The organism is Burkholderia sp. Ap-955 (assembly GCF_011753045.1).
Lineage (GTDB): Bacteria > Pseudomonadota > Gammaproteobacteria > Burkholderiales > Burkholderiaceae > Burkholderia > Burkholderia lata_D.
This window is the reverse complement of the sequence record NZ_VWWH01000079.1, coordinates 15,565-34,946: the sequence shown is the minus strand read 5'-3', so window position 1 is coordinate 34,946 and position 19,382 is coordinate 15,565. Positions and strand designations below refer to the sequence as shown.

Here is a 19,382-nt window from a genome sequence, read left to right as displayed (position 1 = left end):
CGAGCGCCTCGTCGGCGTTGCCGGCTTCGCCGACCACGGACAGGTCGGCCGCTTCGAGCCGCATCCGCAAGCCGTCGCGCACGAGCGGGTGATCGTCGACGAGCAGCAGTCGGGCGACGGGCCGGGCCGAACTGGTGCCGCTCAAGCTCGCGACGATCGCGACGATCGGTGACGGCGCGCTGGAGACGGCGGGCAACCTCGTCGAAGCCGTTGCGGCCACGACGCGCGAATTCAACGAACTCGGCGCGGCCGACATGATGGCCGGCATGCTCGCGCAGGCGACACGCAAGGCCGGCATGTTCGAACGCTGGTTCGGCGCGGCGACGGGCCATGTCGACTACCGTGCGGCGATCGGGGCGCTCAAGCAGTCGCTCCGCTTCTTCCCGCGTCGTACCGAAGAACTCGCCGCGAAGGTCCGCCACGCGGAAGAAAATCTCGTGGTCGTGCTCGCGGCGCTGAGCGCGGTGTCGGACGTCGTGCGCGCGCCGGACGATGCGGGTGTCGAGCGCACGCTGTTCGACCGCCGCAACATCGTCGGGCAGGCCGTGCAGCAGATCCGCATGCAACCCGCGCAATTGCGCGGGCTCGACGAGCGCGTGACCGATCTGTTGTCGCGCGCCGATCACCTGATGAACGTCGTGCTGCCGGCGGCGTTGGCGGCGCGGCCGCAGCGCTGAGCACACGGCACGCACCGCATGAGCACGCGCGCCGAGGCGCGCGTGTTCGCTGCACAGGCCACGCCGCATCACGCCATTTCACGTGCACCGGCGCGAGTCTGCTATCTTCCCGGGCATCTCATCGCTTTCCCGCCGATTCTCCATGACTGACCGCATCGTTGCCGCATTCGATTTCGACGGCACCATCACGACGACCGACAGCTTTCGCCATTTCGTCCGCTATGCGGTCGGCACGCCGCGCTTCGCGTGGGCCGGATTGTGCGCGCTGCCGTGGATCATTGCGATGAAGGCCGGGCTGCTGTCGCGGGGCGACGCGAAAGCGAAATTCGCATCGTTCGCGTTCGGGCCAGTGCGCGAGGATGCGCTCGATGCGCAGGCGCGCACGTTCGTCGACACCTATCTGCCGAGCCTCGTGCGCCCGGAAATGCTCGAACGCATCCGCGAGCATCGGGCACGCGGGCACGAAGTCGTGCTGGTGAGCGCGTCGCCGTCGCTGTATCTGGAGAAGTGGGCGAAGACGGCCGGCTTCGATGCGGTGCTCGCGACCCGGCTGGCGTTCGAGCGCGGCGTCTTCGCCGGCCGGCTCGACGGCGAGAACTGCTGGGGGCCGCAGAAGGTCGTGCGGTTGCGCGGGTGGTGGGGCAATCGGCCGCCGAAACAGTTGTTCGCGTACGGCGACAGCCGCGGTGACAAGGAAATGGCCGAGCTTGCGAACTGGTCGTGGATCCGCGGGCAAGGGCCGATGCCGCCGATCGGCGGTTGAGGCGGTGCGTTACGCGTCGGCCGGAGCCTGGCGCGTACCGCGCGCCGGACGATAGCCGCCCCAGCGATTCGCCCGCGCGAACGTGCCGACGTCGTTGAAGCGTACGCCGACTTCACGCAGCGCCGCATGCGCGGGGCGCGCGGTCAGCTGGCGGATGTAGAACGGGTCGCGCACCACGAAGTGATGGATCGCATGCGTGCTGCCGAAGTTGAAGCAGAACAGCTGGAACGGCAGCATCCACCACGGGTTGAGCACCTGCGTCTGCTGGATCACGTTGCGCGAGTCGATGTCGCCGAAGTAATGCATGTTCGAGCTGACGAAGTTGATGCAGAAGCTGCGCACGAAGTTCGGCCCGAGCCACACCACGGCCAGGAAATCGACGACGCTCATCACGCGCTCGACCACGGCCGGCACCGTCACCGGGTAGCCGAACGCATGCAGCGCGAACACGCCGGCGTGATAGACGATGAACGCGTGCCACAGCACGTAATACACGTGACCGACCGGCATGTACGACGACACCTGCTCGACGCGTAACTGCAGGCGCTCGGACGGATCCTGCACCGGCTGCGCGGCCACGTACTGCTTCACCTTGCGGCGCATCGCGGTGGGCCGCAGCACGACGGCGAGCATGCCGTCCGCGATCATCAGCAGCCGTTTCACGCCCCAGCGCTCGCCGTTCGTGATGCCGAATTCCTCGAGATCCGATTCGCCGCCCGACACCTTGTGGTGATGCAGGTGCATGCGCCGCCGCGTCCACGGGTTGATCGTGCCGGGCCGCGTGAGCCAGCACAGCGCCATCATCAGGTGATAGGCCCACGGCGTCTTCTTGAAGTACATCAGGTGGATCAGGTCGTGCTCGAGCTCGTGGATCAGCGACGTGACGAACGCGGCGAGCGGCAGCGCGACGTACCATGCGATCGATCCGCGCGCATAGAGCCACGCGATCGCGAGCATCGCGCTCACCGAGATGGCCATCACGGTCGCGCCGACGAGGTTCTGGTTGTCGAGTAGCGGAAAGCGCGCGCGGATCGCGTCGCTCGCGGCGTTGACCTCGCGGCGGACGTACGCGACCTTGTCCGCGTCGTTGCGAAAGGCGGTTCGTGCGGGTTGGCTCATCGACCGGGATTCCTGCGGAAAGGGTGGGGCGCAATGCCGATGTGACAAGCATAGGCGCGCACCGGGCCGCGCGCGAGGGCCGCGGGTGCCAATGGTGGTGTCATTTCGGGCCACGATGGCCGGCCGGCGCGGCTAGAGTCTCGCCCCGGTGTCATTGCGGGCCAGCGACGCTACAATCCGCCGAAACCGCTCCGGAGTCCGCCGCATGGTCCTGTCCGTCCCGGATGCCGCGCGCCAGCTGAACAAGGCGACGGTGTCGTCCGCGTATGCGCTGTTCATGCTGATGCTGGCCGAGGAGCGCGGCATCGACGGCGGCCGCGTGCTGGCCGGCTCGGGCGTCGAGCGCGACCGGCTCGCGCAGCCCGATGCGCGCATCACGCCGCTGCAGCAGGCGGCGATCGTGTTCAACCTGCTCGACGCGACGGACGATCCGTCGATCGCGATCGAGATCGGCCTGCGCAGCAGCCTGACGAAAGCGGGACTGATCGGCTTCGGGCTGATGAGCTGCGCGACGCTCGGCGAGGCGATCTCGCTCGGCATCCGCTACCTGCCGACGCGCGTGCCGTTCTTTTCGGTGCGGCTCGCGCAGCTCGACGGGATCGTCGACATCGACGTGTTCGAAGCGTTTCCGCTCGGCCGGCTGCGGCAGTTCGCGGTCGAGAACTTCCTGGTCGAGACGGCGATCCTGTTCAACTCGCTGCTGTATCCGGTGCCGGGGCGCACGCTGCAGTCGCGTGCCGAACTCCATTTCGAGTGGCCGGAGCCGCCCTGGTTCGAGCGTTATCGCGCGCGGCTGCCGCGCTGCCATTTCGACGCGAGCGCGAACCGCATCCGCTGCGACGCCGCGTTGCTCGACGAACCGATCGGCACCGCGAACGCACACACCGCGCAGATGATCGTGCAGCAGTGCGAGGCCGAACTCGCGCGGCTCGGCTATGCGGAAAGCATCGTCGAGCGCGTGCGTAACCTGCTGATCTGCGGCGAAGGCGGCTATCCGTCGGTCGACGACGTCGCGCGCGAGCTGCATGTGTCGGCGCGGACGCTCAAGCGCAAGCTCGCCGAGTACGGCGCGACCTATTCGACGCTGCTCGACGAAATCCGGTTGCGCGACGCACTGCGGTTGCTTGAAGGCACACGGCTGCCGGTCGACGAGATCGCCGCGCGCGTCGGCTATACGGATCGCGCCAATTTCACGCGGGCGTTCAAGCGCTGGACGGGCGTCGCGCCGAGCGAGCGGCGCTGAGCGCGGTTACGCACCGGCCTGCGTGGCGGGCCTGCCGCGTCATGCGCCGCGTGTCACGGCTTCAGACGATCGCGACCCAGTTCGCCCCGCGTCCGCCCGGCACGCGCGCGTGCGGCGACAGTGCACCGTCGTCCGGCGCGATCGCATAAACCGACACATATTCCGACTGTTCGCCGCAGGCGACGAGCCAGCGTCCTGACGGGTCGATAGCGAACCCGCGCGGCTGCGTTTCGGTGGCGGTCGCGTGCGCGGGTTCGAACGTGCCGTCCTCGGTGCGGCGATAGCAGAGCAGGCAGCTCGACGTGCGTTCGCTGACGTAGGCGAAACGCTCGTCGGGCGTCAGGTGCAGGTCGGCGGCCCAGACGGACGGTTCGGTGGGCGCGGGCGGCCGCGCATGGCCTTGCGCGAGTTCGGCGACGGCCGGATGGCGCGCGCTCACATGCGCATCGCCGAGCCGGCCGGTTTCAGGGTCGCGCACGAACGTCGCGAGCGTGGCCTGGAATTCGCTGACGCAAACGAGCGTGCGGCCGTCATCCGCGAATTGCAGGTGACGCGGGCCGAACCCGGCCGGCACGCGCGTTTCGCCGTGTTCGTGCGCACGCAGGCCGGCTGCGTCCTCGACGAGCGCGAAGCTGAACACGCGATCCGAGCCCAGCGAACTGACGTACGCGAAACGGTTGTCCGGCGACACGATCACCGCGTGCGCGTTCGCGATGCCGCCCGTGACCTGCAGCGGCGTGCCGTCGCCGTCGCGCACGCGCGCGGCGTCGTAGAGGCTCAGCGAATTCCCGCCGTAGGATGCGCCAAGCAGCCAGCGGCCGCTGCGGTCGAGCGACAGGTACGCATGGCTCGCGTCGATCGCGGTGGTGCCGATGCGCACGAGCGCGCCGGTGGCCGGCACGACGCGGAACGCGACGATCGTCGGTTGTTCGCCGCGCGTCGCGACGTAGAGCCGCGCGCGGTCGGCCGGCACGGCGATCGGCATCGCGACGTCGGCCGCGGGATAGCGGGTGAGCGGCGCAAGCGTGCCGTCGGCCGCGAGCGAGAAGGTGGCGAGGTCGCCGTCGGCGGCATTCGAGACGACGACGGTCAGGCGGTCAGTGTTCGGCATGGCGGAGCATCGCAGCGTTCGTGAAGGATTCGTCGGCCGGCAGGCCGCGCGGCGGGTCGCTGCGCCGGTGGGTGCGCGCGAACAGCGCGGCGACCGCGGCGACGAGCGAAGCGACCGCGAGCGCATACAGCCCGCCCGTGATCGAACCCGTATGTTGCTTCAGATAGCCGAAGGCCGTCGGTGCGACGAAGCCGCCGAGGTTGCCGACCGAGTTGATCAGCGCGATCACGGCCGCGGCCACGCGCGTGTCGAGATAGCCCTGCGGGATCGGCCAGAACAGCGACGATGCGGCCTTGAAGCCGAGCGCGGCGAAGCAGATCGACGCGAACGACCACACCGGATCGTGCGACGTCGACGCGAACAGCCCGCACGCGGCGAGCACGAGCGCGCACGCGAGCCAGCGCTGCGGATGCTTCCACTTCGACGACAGCACCGCGAAGCCGTACATCGCGCCGATCGCGATCATCCACGGAATCGTGTTGTACAGGCCGACCTGGAAATCGGTGAGCCCGCCCATCTTGCGGATGATCGTCGGCAGCCAGAACGTGGCCGCATAGATCGTCAGCTGAATCGAGAAATACAGGAAGCAGAACAGCATGATCTGCGGGTCGCGCAGCAGCGCGGTGGCGCGCACCGGCACGTTCGAGCGGACGTCGCGCGTCGCGCGCTCGTCGTCGAGCGCGTTCTGCAGCGCCGTGCGTTCTTCGGCCGTGAGCCACGTCGCGTCGCGGATGTGCGATTTCAGCAGCAGCCAGCTCGCGCCGCACAGCGCGACCGAGAACAGCCCTTCGATCAGGAACATCCATTGCCAGCCTTCGAGGCCGAAACCGCGGATCGACAGCAGCGCACCGGTGACGGGCCCGGACAGCACCGACGCGAACGCGGAACCGCCGAGGAAGATCGCCATTGCCTTGCCGCGCTCCTGCGGCGGCAGCCATTGCGACAGGTACAGCACGACGCCGGGGAAGAAGCCGGCCTCGGCCGCGCCCAGGAGAAAGCGCAGCGCGTAGAACGACGTGTCGTTCCACACGAACGCCATCGCGGCCGCGACGATGCCCCACGTCGCCATGATCCGGGCCAGCCAGATGCGTGCGCCGTAGCGCTGCATCAGCAGGTTCGACGGCACCTCGAACAGCGCGTAGCCGACGAAGAACAGCCCGGCGCCGAGGCCGTACGCGGCCGCGCCGATGCCGATCGACGCCTCGAGGTGGCGATCGACGAAGCCGACGTTCACGCGGTCGATGTAGTTCGCGATGAACATGATCAGCACGAGCGGCAGCACGTGCCACTTCACTTTCGAGACGGCGGACGCGAGCGGGTCGCGTCCGGGCAGGGCGGGCGAGGGCGGGTTCAAGCGTGTCTCCGGTCGGGCGGCGGCGGACGGGGCGGTAGCCCGCGTCGGCATCCGGGTGGCGATTTGTGTAGTATGTCGTCGTATGACATGGTACGCCTGAGCGCCGATGAAGAGGTCGCGGGTTTACCCGAAAATCACCCGGATATTGGGGAATTTCATGGGGCGCGTCGGTGACTTATCCATGTCTGATGACGTATGACATGAGATGGGCAGGTGCCCATTGCCGCGTATTCGGCCGCGGCCCGCACTGCGCGGGGGCGTCGGCGGGGCAGCCCGTCCGGCGGCTGCCTTCGCCTCTGCTACGCCATCGACACGACGCTGTTGAGCAGCGTCTTCACGAGCACGGCCTGCCGCGTCGCGCCCGTTTTCGCGAAGATGCCGCGCAGGTGCGCACGCGCGGTGTTCTTCGTGATGCCGGTCGCGGCAGCCGCCTCGTCGAGCGTCAGCCCGTCGACGAGCAGCAGTGCGATTTCGGTTTCCATAGGCGTGAGGCGGAACAACCGGTGCAGCATGTCGCGCGACGTCTGCGGCGACGACGCCGGATCGCGGACGAACACGGCGACGGCCGGCCGGTGCTGCCGGTCCTCGGCGCCGCGGTAGGGCGCGAGCGGGCGCAGCAGCACGCTCAGCGGCATCGCGCCGCCGGGGCGGGACAGCGTGGTGGCTTCGATGCGCGCAAGCGCGCCCGCACGGAAATGCTCGAGCGCGGCCTGCAGCGCCTTCTGCAGCCGGCGCTCGTCGAGCGGGCACGATGCGTGGAGCCGTTCCTGGCGCACGCATAGCCCGTCCTGCTGCTCGATCAGCCGCTCGGCGATGCGGTTGCGCTTGATCACGCGGCCGTCCTCGTCGACGATCGCGGTGCCGACGTCGAGCCGGTCGACGGTGCCCGCATACAGCGCGCGTTCGGCATCGAGCACGTCGAACGCCGCGTGCAGCTCGACTGCCCGCTGCAGGTGCGGCAGCAGCGTCGCGACCTGCGCGCGCTCGGCCGCGTCGAAATCGCGGCCGCCGTGCGCGCGGCTCACGAAGAACGCGCATTCGACGCCACGTTCGCCGCGCAGGTTCGCGCCGAGGATATAGCGCAGGTCGAGCGGCTGCAGGTACTGCCGGTAGAAATCGTGCGCGCGCCACGTGGTTTCGCCGAACAGCCGGTCGGCCGTGAAGACCTGGCCGGGCGGCTGATCGAGAAACGGGCACAGCGCGTAGAACTGCTCGCTGTACGACGGCTCGCCGGGCAGCAGCGGGCCGTGTGCCGACGCGTTGATGATGAGCCCGTGCCGTGCGCCGCCCGGGTTGCGCAGCACCAGCGTCGTGAAGCTCGCGTCGAGCCGCGCGCGGACCGCTTCGAGGAAGCCGGCCCACGGGGTCGGCTCCGACGGGCCCTGATAGACGAGCCCGAGCCACGCGCTGAGTTCGCGCGCCGTCCACGCCGCGTCGTCGAAACCGTCGTGCGCGGCCGGGTCGCTGGGCGCCAGCGCGATGGGCATGCTCGTGTTCTCCTGGTCGGGATGAAGGATTCCCGGACCAGCATACCGGCCGGCCGGCGGCCCGCGTCATCCGAACGGAGTAGGCGACGCGGGCAGGCCGGCAACCGCCGGGCTGCCTGCCTGCGGCGCTTACGCCGCGCGCTCGCGCAGCAGATATGCAACGATGCGGTCCGCCGCTTCTTCCGGCGACTCGGCGACCGTGTCGACTCGCAGTTCGGGCTGCGCGGGCGGTTCGTACGGCGAATCGATGCCCGTGAAGTGCTTCAGCTCGCCGCGCCGCGCCTTCTTGTACAGGCCCTTCGGATCGCGCTCCTCGGCCACCGCCAGTGGCGTGTCGACGAACACCTCGACGAACTCGTCGGGGCCGACCATCGCACGCGCCATGTCGCGCTCCGCGCGGAACGGCGAGATGAACGACACGAGCGTGACGAGCCCCGCGTCGAGCATCAGCCGCGCGACTTCGGCGACGCGCCGGATGTTCTCCACGCGATCGGCCTCGGTGAAGCCAAGATCGCGATTGAGCCCGTGCCGCACGTTGTCGCCGTCGAGCAGGTACGTATGCTTGCCGAGCGCGTGCAGCCGTTTCTCGACGAGATTCGCGATCGTCGACTTGCCGGCGCCCGACAGGCCCGTCAGCCACACGATCCGCGGCGTCTGCGCCTTTTGCGCGGCACGCGCGGCGCGGTCGACGTCGACGGCCTGCCAGTGCACGTTGTGCGCGCGGCGCAACGCGAAGTGCAGCATCCCGGCGCCGACCGTGTCGTTGGTGACACGGTCGATCACGATGAAGCCCCCGGTGTGACGGTTGCGGTCGTACGGATCGAACGCGACGGGCCGGTCGAAGCTCAGGTTGCACACGCCGATCTCGTTGAGCGCGAGCGTGCGCGCCGCGAGATGCTCGCGCGTGTTCACGTCGATCTTGTACTTCGGCGTCGCGCAGGTCGCGCCGACCGTCTGCGTGCCGAGCTTCACGAGATACGGGCGGCCGGGCAGCAGCGGCGCATCGTGCATCCACACGAGCGTCGCCTCGAACTGGTCGGCCACCTCGGGCGGCGCATCAGCTCGCGCGATCATGTCGCCGCGGCTGATGTCGATCTCGTCGGCCAGCGTGAGGGTCACCGCGTCGCCGGCGCGCGCGATGTCGCTTTCGCCGCCTTGCGTGATCACCGACGCGACGCGGCTCTCCTTGCCGGACGGCAGCACGCGCACGCGCTCGCCGACGCGGATCTCGCCCGATGCGATGCTGCCCGCGTAACCGCGGAAGTTCAGGTGCGGGCGGTTGACCCACTGCACCGGCAGCCGGAACGGCTCGTCGCTGGTCACGCGTGCGGCGAGCGGCAGCGTGTCGAGATGCTGCATCAGCGCCGGGCCCGCGTACCACGGCATCCGCGCGCTCGGTGCGATCACGTTGTCGCCGCGCAGCGCCGACATCGGGATGCTGACGATCTCCGCCAGCCCGAGCTCGGCCGCGAATACGCGATAGTCGGCGTCGATGCGCTCGAACACGGCGCGGTCGTAGTCGACGAGATCCATCTTGTTGATCGCGAGCACCACGCGCTTGATGCCGATCAGCGCGACGAGATGACTGTGGCGGCGCGTCTGCGTGAGCACGCCCTTGCGCGCATCGATCAGGATCACGGCGAGATCGGCGGTCGACGCACCGGTGATCATGTTGCGCGTGTACTGCTCGTGGCCGGGCGTATCGGCGACGATGAACTTGCGTCGCGCGGTCGCGAAGAAGCGGTACGCGACGTCGATCGTGATCCCTTGCTCGCGCTCGGCCGACAGGCCGTCGACGAGCAGTGCGAAATCGAGTTCGCCGCCCTGCGTGCCGACCTTCTTCGAATCGGCTTCGAGTTGCGTGAGCTGGTCGTCGAACAGCATGTTCGATTCGTAGAGCAGGCGGCCGATCAGCGTGCTCTTGCCGTCGTCGACGCTGCCGCACGTGATGAAGCGCAGCAGGTTCTGGGTTTGTGCGCGTGCTTCGTCGGAAGCGCGTGCATCGGGTGCGTGGTGCGCGAGCGCCTCGGGCGCGGTGAGAACGTGTGCCATCAGAAATATCCCTCCTGTTTCTTCTTTTCCATCGAACCGGCCGAATCGCTGTCGATCAGTCGTCCTTGCCGTTCGGACGTGCGCGTCTCGCGCATCTCCTGCAGGATGTCGTCGAGCGAGGTCGCGTCGCTGTCGATCGCGCCCGTCAGCGGATAGCAGCCGAGCGTGCGAAAACGCACCTTGCGCATCTGCGGCACTTCGCCTTCGCGCAGCGGCAGGCGTTCGTCGTCGACCATGATCAGCGCGCCGTCGCGCTCGACCACGGGTCGTTCCTTCGCGAAGTAGAGCGGCACGATCGGGATGTCGTGAAGCTGGATGTACTGCCAGATGTCGAGCTCGGTCCAGTTCGAGATCGGGAACACGCGCAGGCTTTCGCCCTTGCGCTTGCGCGCGTTGTACAGCGACCAGAGCTCGGGGCGCTGGCGCTTCGGGTCCCAGCGATGCTGCTCGGAGCGCAGCGACACGATGCGTTCCTTCGCGCGCGATTTCTCCTCGTCGCGGCGGGCGCCCCCGAACGCGGCGTCGAAGCCGTAGTGATCGAGCGCCTGCTTGAGCCCCTGCGTCTTCCACACGTCGGTGTGCACGGCCGAGCCGTGCGTGAACGGATCGATGCCGTTCGCGACGCCTTCAGGGTTGATGTGCACGCGCAGGTCGAGGCCGAGGCGCGCGGCCGTCTCGTCGCGAAACGCGATCATCTCGCGGAATTTCCAGGTCGTATCGACGTGCAGCAGCGGAAAGGGCGGCTTCGCCGGGTAGAACGCCTTCATCGCGAGATGCAGCATGACCGAGCTGTCCTTGCCGATCGAATACAGCATCACCGGGTTCTCGCTCTCCGCGACCACCTCGCGCATGATGTGGATGCTTTCGGCCTCCAGCCGCTCCAAGTGGGTCAACATCGTTCGTCTCCTTGTTTCATGCCGGTGCCGCGCGACATGTGCGGCGTTGCGTGCATGACACCGACGGTATCGGGCGAGCGGCATGCCGATCTTCGTCCGGGTGGACTAAGCCGCGGCATGGCGGGGGAGCGGATCTTTCCTTAGTCCACCCGGACGAAGTGGCGCGCGATGGCGACGCTTAAGGTGAGCGCTCGACCATCGGCGGAGAGAACACATGACGGACGACACACGTGCCACGCAATTGCTTTCGGGCCAGACCTGGGCCGATTTCTGCGACACCCTGAAACGCAGCGGACAACAGATCCTGCGCGCCGAGGCGCCGGACGATCCGCTGACGCGCGCGGAAGGATTCCGCTACCTGAGCCGGCTGATGCGCATCGCGCTCGAAATGCACGTCGAGTTCGCGGACGGCGCATGGCCCGGCTTTTTCTCGCCGTCGCACGAGACCGCGAAGATCGGCGCCGACAATCCCGACAACCTGTACCAGTACACGCGTCTCGACGGCCGCTGCGAATATCGCGTGACGGGGCGGCGCGGCACGGTGGCCTACCTGAGCTTCGGCACGCAGAAGGGCGGCTACGAGACCGACGGCAAGATGCTGCAGACGGGCTTTCTCGATGCGAAGCAGCTCGAGATCGCGCCGGACGGCAGCTTCGAGATCGTGCTGAGCGAGACGCCGCGCGCGGGCAACTGGGTGCGCATGGAGCCGGGCACCAATGCGTTGCTGGTGCGCCAGACCTTTCTTGACCGGCGCGCGGAAACGCCGGCACAACTGAAGATCGAGCGTATCGGCGCCGACGATCGCCCGGCGCCGCTCGACCCGCTCGTGCTGCAGGGCGGCCTCACGCGCGCCGCGCAGTTCGTCGAGCAGACGTCGAAGCTGTTCGCGGACTGGGCCGCGAGCTACCGGTCGCACGTGAACGCGCTGCCGCCGGCCGACCAGGCGATGTGCCAGTCGGTCGGCGGCGATCCGAACATCTACTACTACCACTCGTGCTGGTCGCTGGCCGATGACGAAGCACTCGTGATCGACGTCGATACGGTGCCCGATTGCGATTTCTGGAACGTGCAGCTCAACAACTACTGGATGGAATCGCTCGATTACCGGCACTTCGATATCTGCGTGAACAAGCACAGCGCGCGGCGGAATGCGGACGGCGGCGTGACGGTGGTCGTCGCGGCCGCGCGGCCGGGTGACGCGAACTGGCTCGATACGGCCGGACATCGCACCGGCACGATCTGCTGGCGCTGGGTCGGCGCCGCGCAGCCTGTGCATCCGCGCACGCGGGTCGTGAAGCTCGCGACGCTGAAGGAGGCCGCATGAACGCGCCGCTGGATCGAACCCGCACGCTGCTCGCGCCCGACGGATTGATCGCCGAAGCCGTGTCGCGCACGGGTGGACTGACCGCATTCGGCGACGGGCCGTACCGCGAAGCGCTCGACGTGATGTGCGCGTCGCTGATCGACGAAGCGAAGCTGTCCGCACGCGGCGCGGAAATGATGCGCGAGAAGCTCGTCGGCCAGCTCGCGAACCGGCTCGTCATCGAGGATTACTTCCGGCGTCATCCCGAGATCGCGGAGATCGTGATCGACGATCCGCTCGTGATCGTCGGCCTGCCGCGCACGGGTACGACGCTGCTGCAGCGCCTGCTGGCCGTCGACCCGCGCTTCCATACTGCCGCGTGGTGGGAAACCCGCTACCCGGCACCGCTCGCGGGCGAGACGCTCGCCGAGCCGACGCTGCGCATCGCGCGTGCGCAGGCCGAGGTCGCGACGATGATCGACTGCATTCCCCAGATCCTGACGATCCATCCGCTCGATGCGATGCTCGCCGACGAGGAGTTCATGCTGATGGAGCATGCGTTCGTGTGCGCGATGGATTCGTACGCGAACGTGCCGCGCTACACGGCGTGGCTCGCGCGGCAGGATCTCACGCCGGTCTATACGTACCTGAAGCGGATGCTGCAGTTCCTGCAATGGCAGAAGGGGCAGCGCGGCGTCGCGCCGGCCGCGCGCTGGCTGCTGAAGACGCCGCAGCACCTGCATGCGCTCGACGTGCTGTGCCAGGTGTTTCCGCGTGCGCAGGTCGTGCTCACGCACCGAGATCCGGCGCAGACGATTCCGTCGATGGCGAGCATGGCGCACACGTTGTGGCAGATGTATGCGGACGATCCCGATCCGCTTGCCGTCGGCGCGCAGTGGAACGCGGGGATGGCGCGCGCGATCGGCGCGGCGATGGCCGCGCGCGACGCGTTGCCGGCCGACCGCTTCCTCGACGTGCGCTTCGAGTACACGGTGTCGAATCCGCTCGGCGTTGCCGAGGCCGTGTACGCGTTTGCCGGGATGCCGCTCGATGCGCGGCAGCGCACGGCGATGACGGACTGGATGGCGCGCAACGGCCGCGACAAGCGCGCCGCACACGACTATTCGATCGCGCGCTTCGGCTTCACCGATGCGCAGCTCGCGCGCGACTTCGCCGCGTATCGCGCGCGGCACCTGCGGGCCGCCGGCTGACGGCCGGGCTCGCGAGACCCACGACAACCAGGAGACAACTCATGTTGCTGAAGGACAAGATCGTCGTGATTTCCGGGATCGGGCCGGGGCTCGGTGTGAAGCTCGCCGTCGAGGCCGCACGCGAGGGCGCGCGCGGCGTGGTCGTCGCGGCGCGCACGATGGATAAGCTCGACGACGCAGAAACGCGGATCCGTGCGCTCGGCGTCGACTGCGACGTGCTGAAGGTGAAGACCGACATCACCGACCGCGCGCAATGCCGGCAGCTCGCGACGCAGGCCGTCGAGCGCTTCGGCCGGATCGACGCGCTCGTGAACAGCGCATTCGTGCACGGCACGTTTCCGGAACCGGTGGAAGAGGCCGATCTCGACGGCTGGCGCGCGGTGTTCGACACCAACGTGTTCGGCACGATGGCGCTCACGCAGGAAGTCGTGCCGCACATGAAGCGGCAGCAGCGCGGCGCGATCGTGATGATCAACACGCAGGCGACCCGCAAGCCGTTTGCAGGGGAAGGCGGCTACGCTGTATCGAAGGGGGCGCTCGCGGTTGCGGCAAAATACCTGGCGCGCGAACTCGGCGCGCACGGCATTCGCGCGAACAGCATCCACATGGGGTGGATGTGGGGCGTGCCGACCCAGACGTATTTCCGGCAGGCGGCTGCCGAGTACGGGATGACGGAAGCGCAGATCATCGCGCCGATCGCGTCGAACATCGCGCTCGCGAAGCTGCCGACCGACGACGACTGCGCGCGGGCCGCACTGTTCCTCGCGTCGGACTATGCGAATGCGGTGACGGGCGCGACGCTCGACGCGAATGGCGGCGATTTCATGCCCTGACGATGGAGCACAGGATCATGCAGGACAACCACGACACACAACACTTCTTTGCATTCAACGGCGACGCGGACGGGCTGTGCGCGCTTCAGCAACTGCGGCTCGCGGAGGGCGTGCACGGCACGCTCGTGACCGGCGTGAAACGCGACATCAAGCTGCTCGATCGGATTGACGCACGGGCGGGCGACATCGTCACCGTGCTCGACGTGTCGCATGACCAGAATCGCGATGCGTGCGCGCGGCTGCTGCGCGATGGCGTGACGGTCCGCTATTTCGACCATCACTTCGCGGGCGAACTGCCCGACGATCCGCGCTTCGACGCGCATATCGACACGGCGGCCGACGTGTGCACGAGCGCGATCGTGAACCGTTATCTCGGCGGCCGGCACGTGCGCTGGGCGATCGTCGCGGCGTTCGGCGACGAATTGCCGGCGCTCGGGAACGCGCTTGCGAGCGGGCATGGGATCGACGAGGCGGAGCGCGACACGCTCGCCGAACTCGGGCTCTATCTGAACTACAACGCGTACGGCGAGTGTGTCGGCGATCTGCATTTCGACCCGGCCGCGCTCGCCGACGCGATGCTGCCGTGCGTCGATCCGCTCGATTTCGTGCGCGAGACAACCGTGTTCGCCGCGCTGCGCGACGGCTACCGCGACGACATGGCGCGCGCGTGCGCACTCGCGCCGCTGCGCGAGGTGCCCGGTGCGACGCTGGTCCGGATGCCTGATCATCCGTGGGCGCGGCGCGCGACGGGCATGCTCGCGAACGAACGGATGCGCAACGCGCCAGATGCGGCGCTCGCGGTGCTGTCGCCGCGCGCGGACGGCGGGCTCGTCGTCAGCGTGCGCGTGCCCGATGGCCGCCCGCTCGGCGCCGACGAGTTCTGTCGCGGCTTTCCGACCGGCGGCGGGCGCAAGCGCGCGGGCGGCATCAACCATCTGCCGGAAACCGAGTTCGACGCATTCGCCGAGCGATTCGAGGCCGCGTTCCGGCTCGATTGACGCAGCGGGCTGCGGCGATGCGTGCGCCGTGCACCTTCGCACGACGCGCGCATCGCGAGTGGATCAACCGGTCGCGCCCGCAAGCACGGCCGGCACGTTGTGACCGTAGCAGCGTTCCTCGACGCGCTCGGCGATGCGCCAACCTTGCGCGGTGCGCACGAACCGGTCGACGTACCAGAGCCCGAGAAACATCACCTGCGTGCCGCCGTCCGGCAGCGCGACTTCCATCGGATTGAAGCAGATCGTGCGGCTGCGCGCGGTATCGCCGTCGAGCCGGATCGACAGGTTGCCGACCATGTGCTGGTACCGCGGAAACTGCGGCAGCACGGTGCGCAGCCAGGCCTTCACCTCCGGATAGCGGCCCGCGATGCCGCCCATCGCGCGATAGTCGATTGCAGCATCGGGTGTGAACACCGCGTCGAGCGTGTCGAAGTCGCGCGTGTCGATCGCACTCGAATACGCGACGATCAACTCGCGGATGTCGTGATGGTCGGACAGCGTTTGCAGATCGGGCATCGGCGGGTCCCGGTCACGCGCCGTTGCGCCGGCGTGCCGCGTGGAGCGCTTCGGCGCGCTGCTTCACGTCGCGCGCGCACTGGTCGAAACCCTGTTTTACCCACCCGCCGTGGTGCTGCATGATCGTGTCCGCGTTGACGCCGAGGAACTGGTCGGTCGTGAAGTAGCGGCAGCGCTCCGCGCCGATCGCGTCGATGTACTGGTCGCGACGCGCGGCATCCTTGTTGTCGTCGGTCGGGCGCTGTTCCCACGACAGCAGCCGTTCGGGTTCGTACGCGACGAGGATCTCGTTGACGGGAATCACGGTCTCCGTGCCCGGGATGCGCACCTGCATGTGCACGAAATCGCCGAGCTTGCCGGTCGTTTCGAAGCCGACGCAGAACGTGTTCCATTCGCCGTAGCGCGGGAAATCGGTCAGCACTTCCCAGACGACGGAGGCCGGTGCGTCGATGTCGACGGTGATCGAGGTGACGAGATTCGAGGGTTTGGTCATGACGGCGTATCGGATGAAGCCGCACGTACCCGGGTGGCGGGAAGCGTCGCGGCGGTCGGAAGAGTCGCGCCGGCATCGGCCGGCGCGCGTGACGGGTGCGCATCGGGACGTGCGGGGGCCATTGCGGCCCGCACGTGCCGCGCAGCGCACCCGACATCGAGCGTAGGCCGGCGCACGCTGCGAAGAATCGTCGGAACGGACTAAGGCGTTTCACCGGGGCGGCAGGGTGGTGCGATCGCCGTGACGGTTGGCGGCATGGGCGCGCCGGCGCGCCATGCGCGCCGAACGTCGACACCACGCAGCGCAGCCACGACAATACGTGTCTCTTTCCGCTTTCGTCATCGAGGTGCCTGTGCCCGCCAAGTCGTCCGTTGCCCCCGCGATCGTCTGGTTCCGCGACGATCTGCGCGTGACCGACCAGCCCGCGCTGATGCGCGCGGTGGAATCGGGCCGGCCGCTCGTGTGCGTATTCGTCGACGACACGGGCGACGGCGCCGGGCGAGCGCTCGGCGGCGCGGCGCGCTGGTGGCTGCACGGGTCGCTGGCCGGGCTCGATGCGGCGCTCGCGCATCATGGCGGGCGCCTGCTGCTGTTGCGCGGCGACGCGTCGCGCGAGATCGACCGCATCGTGCACGACACGGGTGCGGAAGCCGTGTACTGGAACCGCCGCTATGCGCAACCGCAGCGCGACGCGGACGCGGCGCTGAAGGCGTCGCTCAAGGCGCGCGGTGTCACGGTCGAGAGCAGCAACGGCAGCCTGCTGAACGAGCCGTGGGAGGTGCTGACGGGCAGCGGCACCCCGTATCAGGTGTTCACCGCGTACTGGCGCGCGGCGCGACGGGATCGCACGGTCGCCGCGCCGCTGCCTGAGCCCGAGCGGATCGCGTTTCATCCGTGGCCGAAGGCCGTGCGTGACCGCGCGCTGGCGCTCGACGCGCTTGCATTGCGGCCGCATTCGCCGGATTGGGCCGGCGGCCTGCGCGATGCGTGGCCCATGCCCGACGAAGCCGGCGCGCACGCGCAGCTCGACGCGTTCCTGACGACATCGCTCGCTGGCTATGCAGATGCACGCGATCTTCCCGACCGTCCCGCGACGAGCCGGCTGTCGCCGTTCCTGCGCTTCGGCAACCTGTCGCCGCGACAGGTGTGGCACGCCGTGCAGGGTGCCGCGAGCGCGGGCGGCGCGCCGGTGGCCGCGGACGCCGACAAATTCCTGAGCGAACTCGGCTGGCGCGAGTTCAGCTACACGCTGCTGTATCACTTCCCGGCGCTCGCGACCGACAACTTCCGCGCGCAGTTCGATGCGATGCCGTGGCGTGACGATCCCGCCGCGCTGCACGCATGGCAGCGCGGGTTGACCGGCTATCCGCTCGTCGACGCAGGCCTGCGCGAACTGTGGACGACCGGCTGGATGCACAACCGCGTGCGGATGGTCGTCGCGTCGTTCCTGATCAAGCATCTGCTGATCGACTGGCGCGCGGGCGAAGCGTGGTTCCGGGACACGCTGGTCGACGCCGATCCCGCGAACAACGCGGCGAGCTGGCAGTGGGTGGCCGGGTGCGGCGCCGACGCCGCGCCGTATTTCCGCATCTTCAATCCGGTCGCGCAGGGGCAGAAGTTCGATCCCGACGGCGCGTACGTGCGGCGCTGGGTGCCCGAGCTTGCCGGTCTCGACAACGCATCGATCCATGCGCCGTGGGAAGCGTCGCCGCTGGAACGCGAGGCGGCCGGCGTGCGGCTCGGCGTCGATTATCCGGCGCCGCTCGTCGAGCATGCGGCCGCGCGTGCCCGTGCGCTCGATGCGCTGGCGGCATTGCCGAAGCGCCGCTGACCGTACGCTCCGGGTTGCCGCATCAATTGCAGAACGTGACGTGTTCGAGCAGCGCGTACGCGACGTCCGAGCTGAAATGAGCCGCGCCGCACCACGCGACGAACGCGAGCGTGCCGGCGGCCAGCGCCGCGCGGATCATGCCCATGCTGCGTGACCCGATGCCGGTCGCGCGACGCGCGCGTCGTTGATCGGCAGGTGCAGCAACGCCGCGAGCACGCCGAGCGCGATCGAGCCGATCCACAGCGGCATGTACGAATGCGTCGCGTCGTACACCACCGCGCCGAGCCAGACGCCGAAGAAGCTGCCGAGCTGGTGCCCGAAGAACACGAAGCCGAACAGCGTCGCGATGTAGCGCACGCCGAACACCTGCGAGATCACGCCGTTCGTCAGCGGCACGGTGCCGAGCCACGTGAATCCCATCACGGCCGCGAACACGTAGACGCTCGCGGGCGACAGGGGGGCTGCGACGAACACGGCCATCGTGAGCGCACGCACGAGGTACAGCGCCGACAGCACGTACTTGCGCCGCAGCAGCCCGCCGAGATGGCCGCACGCATAGGTGCCGGCCACGTTGGTCAGCGCGATCAGCGCGAGCGCGATGCTCGCGTGGCGTGCCGGCAGCCCGTGGTCGAGCAGGTACGCGGGAAGATGCGTCGCGATGAACGCGAGCTGGAAGCCGCATGCGAAGAAGCCTGCGTTCAGCAGCCAGAAGCCGCGATGTGCGAACGCCTCGCGCACGGCTTCGCCGATCGACTGGTCGGGGCCGGCGGCGCCGACAGCCTGCGCGGGTCGGTCGCGTAGCAGCATGGCGAGCGGTGCAAGCAGCGCCGCGACGAGCGCCAGTGCGATGAACGCGTGCCGCCAGCCGATGCCGCCGATCAGCGTCTGCGCGACGGGCACCATGCAGAACTGGCCGAGCCCGCCGATCGCGCCCGCGACGCCGAGCGCCCAGCCGCGCCGGTCGGGCGGAAACAGGCGGCTCAGCGCGCCATAGATCGATGCGAATGCCGAGCCCGACAGCGCGATGCCGATCACGAGCCCGGCGCCGACCGTGAACGTGCCGGTCGTCGCCGCATGCGCCATCGTGACGAGCCCGACCGCATACAGCAGCATCCCGGCGACGATCACGCGCAGCGACCCGAAGCGATCGGCGACCATCCCGGTGAACGGCTGCGCGACGCCCCAGATCAGGTTCTGCAGCGCGAGGGCGAGCCCGAACGCTTCGCGCGACCAGCCGTGGTCGAGCGACACCGGCGCGAGGAACAGGCCCTGCACGTGGCGGATGCCGAGCGCGGCGCCCATGATCAGGCCGCCGGCCAGGACGGGCAGCCAGCGGCGGCGGACTTCCTGCTCGATCGGGGTCATGCGTGTCTCCGGATGAAGGCGCGCGGCAACACGGCCGCGCTCGATCCGATTAGACGATCGGGGCCGCCGTCGCTCAAGCGATCATTCGGTCAGGTTGGCATGCGTGGAAGGAATGCGAAGAGGGACACGC

At 68.7% G+C, this 19,382-nt stretch carries 18 protein-coding genes and 1 pseudogene; 8 read left to right on the top strand and 11 right to left on the bottom strand.

The genetic code is table 11. The features are described 5' to 3' along the window. Positions 1 to 145 (bottom strand): annotated as a pseudogene (locus tag F3J15_RS29300) (response regulator transcription factor); the annotation flags it as partial. Here F3J15_RS29300 and F3J15_RS29295 point away from each other — a divergent pair. Both F3J15_RS29295 and F3J15_RS29290 read left to right on the top strand, forming a co-directional pair. After that, positions 135 to 677 (top strand): hypothetical protein, encoded by a 543-nt coding sequence (locus tag F3J15_RS29295; protein WP_240161533.1) that lies wholly within the window; start codon positions 135 to 137, stop codon positions 675 to 677. The pseudogene F3J15_RS29300 and the gene F3J15_RS29295 sit on opposite strands and share 11 nt — an antisense overlap. 142 nt (positions 678 to 819) lie before the next feature. After that, entirely contained in the window at positions 820 to 1,440 is a 621-nt protein-coding gene (locus F3J15_RS29290; protein WP_166895585.1) for an HAD family hydrolase, read from the top strand. Positions 1,441 to 1,449: 9 nt separating this feature from the next. Here F3J15_RS29290 and F3J15_RS29285 read toward each other — a convergent pair whose 3' ends face one another. Further along, positions 1,450 to 2,559 (bottom strand): fatty acid desaturase, encoded by a 1,110-nt coding sequence (locus F3J15_RS29285; protein ID WP_166895583.1) that lies wholly within the window; start codon positions 2,557 to 2,559, stop codon positions 1,450 to 1,452. Between the two features lie 205 nt (positions 2,560 to 2,764). Here F3J15_RS29285 and F3J15_RS29280 point away from each other — a divergent pair, with 205 nt between their 5' ends. After that, on the top strand, positions 2,765 to 3,802 hold the full coding sequence (locus F3J15_RS29280) for an AraC family transcriptional regulator (protein ID WP_069248416.1): 1,038 nt from the start codon (positions 2,765 to 2,767) through the stop codon (positions 3,800 to 3,802). Between the two features lie 61 nt (positions 3,803 to 3,863). On the opposite strand, the gene F3J15_RS29275 is transcribed toward F3J15_RS29280, so the two are convergent. The 5 genes from F3J15_RS29275 to cysD all read right to left on the bottom strand — a co-directional run bounded on the left by F3J15_RS29275 (position 3,864) and on the right by cysD (position 10,786). Continuing rightward, complete coding sequence (locus tag F3J15_RS29275; RefSeq protein ID WP_166895581.1) at positions 3,864 to 4,913, bottom strand: beta-propeller fold lactonase family protein; 1,050 nt, start codon at positions 4,911 to 4,913, stop codon at positions 3,864 to 3,866. After that, positions 4,900 to 6,267 carry an MFS transporter gene (locus F3J15_RS29270; protein WP_166895579.1) on the bottom strand — a complete coding sequence of 456 codons (1,368 nt, stop codon included), beginning with the start codon at positions 6,265 to 6,267 and terminating at the stop codon, positions 4,900 to 4,902. Before F3J15_RS29270 ends, F3J15_RS29275 begins: the two co-directional genes overlap by 14 nt. A gap of 299 nt (positions 6,268 to 6,566) precedes the next feature. Next, entirely contained in the window at positions 6,567 to 7,754 is a 1,188-nt protein-coding gene (locus F3J15_RS29265) for a helix-turn-helix transcriptional regulator (RefSeq protein WP_166895577.1), read from the bottom strand. Between the two features lie 129 nt (positions 7,755 to 7,883). Then, a complete protein-coding gene (cysN, locus tag F3J15_RS29260; protein WP_166895575.1) occupies positions 7,884 to 9,806 on the bottom strand; it encodes a sulfate adenylyltransferase subunit CysN in 1,923 nt (640 codons plus the stop codon). After that, the gene (gene cysD / locus F3J15_RS29255; protein WP_275691225.1) at positions 9,806 to 10,786 is read right to left on the bottom strand and encodes a sulfate adenylyltransferase subunit CysD; all 981 of its coding nucleotides are present in this window, start codon (positions 10,784 to 10,786) and stop codon (positions 9,806 to 9,808) included. The genes cysN and cysD overlap by 1 nt, the downstream gene beginning before the upstream one ends. Positions 10,787 to 10,916: 130 nt before the next feature. On the opposite strand from cysD, the gene F3J15_RS29250 reads away from it, so the two are divergent. The 4 genes from F3J15_RS29250 to F3J15_RS29235 are packed head-to-tail and all read left to right on the top strand — an operon-like array spanning position 10,917 to position 15,047. Next, complete coding sequence (locus tag F3J15_RS29250; RefSeq protein ID WP_166895571.1) at positions 10,917 to 12,026, top strand: DUF1214 domain-containing protein; 1,110 nt, start codon at positions 10,917 to 10,919, stop codon at positions 12,024 to 12,026. Continuing rightward, positions 12,023 to 13,216 carry a sulfotransferase gene (locus F3J15_RS29245; RefSeq protein WP_166895569.1) on the top strand — a complete coding sequence of 398 codons (1,194 nt, stop codon included), beginning with the start codon at positions 12,023 to 12,025 and terminating at the stop codon, positions 13,214 to 13,216. Before F3J15_RS29250 ends, F3J15_RS29245 begins: the two co-directional genes overlap by 4 nt. A gap of 41 nt (positions 13,217 to 13,257) precedes the next feature. After that, positions 13,258 to 14,049 (top strand): SDR family oxidoreductase, encoded by a 792-nt coding sequence (locus F3J15_RS29240; RefSeq protein ID WP_166895567.1) that lies wholly within the window; start codon positions 13,258 to 13,260, stop codon positions 14,047 to 14,049. A gap of 17 nt (positions 14,050 to 14,066) precedes the next feature. Further along, positions 14,067 to 15,047 carry an acetyltransferase gene (locus F3J15_RS29235; protein ID WP_166895565.1) on the top strand — a complete coding sequence of 327 codons (981 nt, stop codon included), beginning with the start codon at positions 14,067 to 14,069 and terminating at the stop codon, positions 15,045 to 15,047. A gap of 63 nt (positions 15,048 to 15,110) precedes the next feature. Here F3J15_RS29235 and F3J15_RS29230 read toward each other — a convergent pair whose 3' ends face one another. Together F3J15_RS29230 and F3J15_RS29225 are read right to left on the bottom strand one after the other, a co-directional pair. Continuing rightward, on the bottom strand, positions 15,111 to 15,563 hold the full coding sequence (locus F3J15_RS29230) for a nuclear transport factor 2 family protein (protein ID WP_166895563.1): 453 nt from the start codon (positions 15,561 to 15,563) through the stop codon (positions 15,111 to 15,113). 13 nt (positions 15,564 to 15,576) lie between these two features. Continuing rightward, positions 15,577 to 16,056 carry an SRPBCC domain-containing protein gene (locus F3J15_RS29225; protein ID WP_166895561.1) on the bottom strand — a complete coding sequence of 160 codons (480 nt, stop codon included), beginning with the start codon at positions 16,054 to 16,056 and terminating at the stop codon, positions 15,577 to 15,579. Between the two features lie 352 nt (positions 16,057 to 16,408). On the opposite strand from F3J15_RS29225, the gene F3J15_RS29220 reads away from it, so the two are divergent. Beyond that, positions 16,409 to 17,887 carry a deoxyribodipyrimidine photo-lyase gene (locus F3J15_RS29220; protein WP_166895591.1) on the top strand — a complete coding sequence of 493 codons (1,479 nt, stop codon included), beginning with the start codon at positions 16,409 to 16,411 and terminating at the stop codon, positions 17,885 to 17,887. A gap of 22 nt (positions 17,888 to 17,909) precedes the next feature. On the opposite strand, the gene F3J15_RS38155 is transcribed toward F3J15_RS29220, so the two are convergent. Beyond that, positions 17,910 to 18,032 carry a hypothetical protein gene (locus tag F3J15_RS38155; protein ID WP_275691224.1) on the bottom strand — a complete coding sequence of 41 codons (123 nt, stop codon included), beginning with the start codon at positions 18,030 to 18,032 and terminating at the stop codon, positions 17,910 to 17,912. Next, the gene (locus F3J15_RS29215) at positions 18,023 to 19,252 is read right to left on the bottom strand and encodes an MFS transporter (protein WP_240159211.1); all 1,230 of its coding nucleotides are present in this window, start codon (positions 19,250 to 19,252) and stop codon (positions 18,023 to 18,025) included. Before F3J15_RS29215 ends, F3J15_RS38155 begins: the two co-directional genes overlap by 10 nt. Positions 19,253 to 19,382 lie beyond the last annotated feature (130 nt).

Excerpts from the sequence above, each read along its gene's own strand:
- F3J15_RS29290 (WP_166895585.1), top strand. The coding sequence starts at position 820 with ATGACTGACCGCATCGTTGCCGCATTCGATTTCGACGGCACCATCACG.
- F3J15_RS29285 (WP_166895583.1), bottom strand. The coding sequence starts at position 2,559 with ATGAGCCAACCCGCACGAACCGCCTTTCGCAACGACGCGGACAAGGTC.
- F3J15_RS29280 (WP_069248416.1), top strand. The coding sequence starts at position 2,765 with ATGGTCCTGTCCGTCCCGGATGCCGCGCGCCAGCTGAACAAGGCGACG.
- F3J15_RS29275 (WP_166895581.1), bottom strand. The coding sequence starts at position 4,913 with ATGCCGAACACTGACCGCCTGACCGTCGTCGTCTCGAATGCCGCCGAC.
- F3J15_RS29265 (WP_166895577.1), bottom strand. The coding sequence starts at position 7,754 with ATGCCCATCGCGCTGGCGCCCAGCGACCCGGCCGCGCACGACGGTTTC.
- cysN (WP_166895575.1), bottom strand. The coding sequence starts at position 9,806 with ATGGCACACGTTCTCACCGCGCCCGAGGCGCTCGCGCACCACGCACCC.
- cysD (WP_275691225.1), bottom strand. The coding sequence starts at position 10,786 with ATGCCGCTCGCCCGATACCGTCGGTGTCATGCACGCAACGCCGCACAT.
- F3J15_RS29250 (WP_166895571.1), top strand. The coding sequence starts at position 10,917 with ATGACGGACGACACACGTGCCACGCAATTGCTTTCGGGCCAGACCTGG.
- F3J15_RS29245 (WP_166895569.1), top strand. The coding sequence starts at position 12,023 with ATGAACGCGCCGCTGGATCGAACCCGCACGCTGCTCGCGCCCGACGGA.
- F3J15_RS29240 (WP_166895567.1), top strand. The coding sequence starts at position 13,258 with ATGTTGCTGAAGGACAAGATCGTCGTGATTTCCGGGATCGGGCCGGGG.
- F3J15_RS29235 (WP_166895565.1), top strand. The coding sequence starts at position 14,067 with ATGCAGGACAACCACGACACACAACACTTCTTTGCATTCAACGGCGAC.
- F3J15_RS29230 (WP_166895563.1), bottom strand. The coding sequence starts at position 15,563 with ATGCCCGATCTGCAAACGCTGTCCGACCATCACGACATCCGCGAGTTG.
- F3J15_RS29225 (WP_166895561.1), bottom strand. The coding sequence starts at position 16,056 with ATGACCAAACCCTCGAATCTCGTCACCTCGATCACCGTCGACATCGAC.
- F3J15_RS38155 (WP_275691224.1), bottom strand. The coding sequence starts at position 18,032 with ATGGGCATGATCCGCGCGGCGCTGGCCGCCGGCACGCTCGCGTTCGTC.
- F3J15_RS29215 (WP_240159211.1), bottom strand. The coding sequence starts at position 19,252 with ATGACCCCGATCGAGCAGGAAGTCCGCCGCCGCTGGCTGCCCGTCCTG.